The organism is Nostoc sp., assembly GCF_036917675.1.
Taxonomy (GTDB): Bacteria; Cyanobacteriota; Cyanobacteriia; order Cyanobacteriales; family Nostocaceae; genus Nostoc.
This window is the reverse complement of record NZ_JBALCT010000020.1, coordinates 1-3254: the sequence shown is the minus strand read 5'-3', so window position 1 is coordinate 3254 and position 3254 is coordinate 1. Positions and strand designations below refer to the sequence as shown.

The following is a 3254-nucleotide window of genomic DNA, read 5'->3' as shown; positions in this document are numbered from 1 at the left end:
CTCAATGAGTTCCCACTCTTTATCTGTTAAGTTGCTGGAATATGACATTTCTGTCTATCTTAACTTGGAATCAAAGATCCCAAATGGGTTCTATAGTGGCAGATTTGTTCGCAATTCCAACACAATGGTATCAAGCCTTTGACTTTGTGTTTGAATGTCGTAATATTCAAGCTTTGCCCTTGAATGTGCGTTCTTCAGTTATCTCCTCAGTTGCTTGCCTTGTTGCTCCCGGTGGCACACTTTTGCTGATTACTCGTGTTCGAGATACAGAAGATGAACCCTCTGGCCCACCTTGGGGATTATCAGACTCGGAACTTAAACAGTTTGAAAATTTGGGATTACAGCAAGTAGAAAAACTCGTGTTTTTAGAATCTGAGCAAACTGACATTAAGCAAGTGCGGATTGAATATCAATTAACATCCTCTGAGTGCTAACCGCTTCTGGCGGGGGTTTCCTGGGAGGTGTCAGATTAGCTATGAATAGCTACTCATCGCTCCATCGTTGCTCCTCAATCTGCTTGCCTCCTCATCTTGGAGGATAAGTGTAGTTTGTGTGAATGGATACCCGAAAATTTCTTAGAGGAAAAAAAAGGAAAGTGAAGGTGTTGGCGATCGCTTTGCAGTAAAGCGATGCCGTTCGGCGCTAAACTACGCACTCCTAAATCTTTTTTACTGCCTAAAGTTGTGCGGTAATCATCAATTATTTGGTGATAATAACCGAATTCACAAGCTTGTTACTTCTCAATAATATGGTAATCAAAACAAGGAATTAAATCCTCAGTTGATTGAGCAAAAAACTACTATTGGTATAAGGAGTAAATTAATATGCTAGTTCGTCGTTACAACCCCTGGCAAGAATTGAACACTTTAGAACGTCACATCAATGGCTTACTTGGAGATACCAGAGTACCATCTGGACGGTTGGAAAAAAGCTTTATCAGAGTTCCGGCTGCTGAGTTGCACGAAACTGATGATGCGATTTATCTCAAGCTAGAACTCCCAGGACTTGAAGCTAAAGACCTAGATATTAAAGTTACCGAAGACGCTGTTCACATTAGCGGTGAACGCAAGTCTGAAACTAAAACCGAAAACAATGGTACAACTAAGAGCGAATTTTACTATGGTAAATTCCAACGTGTAATTCCTCTATCTGCTCGAATTCAAAATACCAATGTCACCGCAGATTATAAAGATGGCATTTTGAATTTGACACTGCCCAAGTCCGAGCAAGAAAAGAACAAAGTTGTCAAAGTTAATTTAGAACAACTTACTGTTTAATTGCTTGTAATGCAACTACTCTACCTCCAATAATTGATTGAGATAGCTAAAAGCCCGGTTATGAGATGACTGGGCTTTTTTGTAAATTATTTTACTTGAATATGGAATGCATCTTTCAATAAGGAAATAGAACCATCAGAAATAAACCCTACACCAATTGCGAGGATGAAAAAACCAAAAACTCGATTTAAGGCTCCTACACCATTTTTTCCTAACCTGTTAATCAGTGGCTCTCCTAAGACGAGGCACAGGTAAAGGCTAATCCCGATTAAAACAATTCCCACTAAAGATTCTAGATAGTCTACCCAATCATTAAAGCTAATTGATAAACTCGTTACTACCCCAATTGCTCCAGGCCCACTGACCAATGGGATTGCCATTGGTGTAAAAGAAATATCCTCTTTATTTATAGCCTCATCATTTTCTGATTGAGTTAGTCGTTGACGAACTGTAACCATTTCCCACGCTGTATGAGCAACAAGTAATCCGCCTGCCACTCGCAATACATTTAGTGAGATTCCAAAAAATTCTAGTATCCATCTGCCAGCGACTAAAAACACAGCTAAAATTAAAACGACATTTGTAGCAGTTTGTTTTGCCTGCTGATGACGCCCAGATGATGTTTCCCTCGCTGTTAAACTGTAAAAAACCGGAACTGCACCGATTGGATTGGCGATCGGGAAAAGAGCTATGAAGGTTGCTAATGTATTTGGAATTAACGACATGATCAACATTTGGATATCTGGGTTCCCTAGAAGCAGAGTTTAGCAGATAGTCAAGGTGCGGTTGTACCCACTTTATTGCTTTTACGAAAAAACGGAAAAACTGTGAAAAACTTCCAAAAACTGGCGCAAAAAGGCGATCGCATGGCTCAATTTGTCCAGGGTAAAGAGGAAACTCGCAATCGGGGCAACCGTTTAAGTAGACTGGTGATAGCGAAGGGCTGATGAAAATGTCTGATAATTTACCTTTTCAAAATCCAGACCAACTACAGCAATGGCATCAGGGTATAAAAGATACCAACCACAATAATATTTTTTGTCATTGTCGTACTTGCGGCTATGAGTGGATGGATTCAGTGTTTGACATTAAGTGTGTTAAATGCAACAGCAAAGATGTAGAAAGTATTTCATCTTGGCAGTTTCCCGATGACTAAATCAGAATGCTCATTGAATAGTGCAATCACAAAAAGCAAAGCCTATGTAAATTTAGATTTTTGTCAACCACTTGGATAGTGCTAAATCTACTAGTGATTCTAAAAAAACAGTACTTTGAAAGTCTTGTTGCAAAAATTTGTTATAAATTCCAGATTGGAATGCTAAATATTTATTGTGATAGTAATTTCCGGGTCTTTTCTCTCTTGGCATAGCATCCCATTCAGATTGCAGCTTCATCTTGCCAAAACCCTCTGGCACATGACCGACATGAGTCACAACCGAACCATCTAACCAAAGTCTTATTCTACCAATCACTTCTTTTCGCCATGATGTAGGAGTTGGTAACCACAGAAATATAATTGGTTTACTCTTGCTCCTTTGATAGTAAATTTCAGCTACTGGTTTAGTCTTACTCCTACCATACATAATCACATTTTTACCCTCTATTTCTTCCTTTATTCGTTCATCAAAGTCAAGAACTTTCTCTCTAAGTTTAAGAATTGCTTGCTGTTCTTCTCCAGTACAATTACCCAGCCAATCTAATAAAATCTGTGGTGGTGCTGGAATATCACTTGATTTGCTAATTTCTAATTCTTGATACGATATTGGAATTGAGTATTTATTATTACTATCAATATCTATTAACTGCAAAATAAAATCTTGATTGTTGCGGATAACTGTACACTGCAAAAGTTCAATATTAAGCTGATTATATTTGCGGTCAATTAGAGGATGTTTTAAAAGTGGGGGCTTTTGTAAGAAAGCTCACAAGGCTTAAGCTGAAATTTGAAGACATCAGCACCTCGTGAGCAAATGAGTA

5 protein-coding genes are annotated in these 3254 nt (G+C 38.5%); 3 read left to right on the top strand and 2 right to left on the bottom strand.

Going from position 1 to position 3254, the window contains the following annotated elements:
- The first annotated feature begins 41 nt into the window (after nucleotides 1–41).
- Both V7K31_RS07880 and V7K31_RS07875 read left to right on the top strand, forming a co-directional pair.
- Nucleotides 42–434: a hypothetical protein gene (locus tag V7K31_RS07880; RefSeq protein ID WP_335093629.1), complete on the top strand. Its 393-nt coding sequence runs from the start codon at nucleotides 42–44 to the stop codon at nucleotides 432–434.
- Nucleotides 435–824: 390 nt separating this feature from the next.
- Nucleotides 825–1277 carry an Hsp20/alpha crystallin family protein gene (locus V7K31_RS07875; protein WP_335093627.1) on the top strand — a complete coding sequence of 151 codons (453 nt, stop codon included), beginning with the start codon at nucleotides 825–827 and terminating at the stop codon, nucleotides 1275–1277.
- Nucleotides 1278–1363: 86 nt separating this feature from the next.
- Here V7K31_RS07875 and V7K31_RS07870 read toward each other — a convergent pair whose 3' ends face one another.
- Nucleotides 1364–2002, bottom strand: coding sequence for a MarC family protein (locus tag V7K31_RS07870; RefSeq protein WP_335093626.1), 639 nt, complete (start codon nucleotides 2000–2002; stop codon nucleotides 1364–1366).
- 227 nt (nucleotides 2003–2229) lie between these two features.
- Between V7K31_RS07870 and V7K31_RS07865 the strand changes: the two genes are divergently transcribed.
- The gene (locus V7K31_RS07865; protein ID WP_335093625.1) at nucleotides 2230–2433 is read left to right on the top strand and encodes a hypothetical protein; all 204 of its coding nucleotides are present in this window, start codon (nucleotides 2230–2232) and stop codon (nucleotides 2431–2433) included.
- A gap of 52 nt (nucleotides 2434–2485) precedes the next feature.
- Here the strand turns inward: V7K31_RS07865 and V7K31_RS07860 are convergent, their stop codons facing one another.
- The gene (locus tag V7K31_RS07860; RefSeq protein ID WP_335093624.1) at nucleotides 2486–3085 is read right to left on the bottom strand and encodes a hypothetical protein; all 600 of its coding nucleotides are present in this window, start codon (nucleotides 3083–3085) and stop codon (nucleotides 2486–2488) included.
- Nucleotides 3086–3254: the final 169 nt, after the last annotated feature.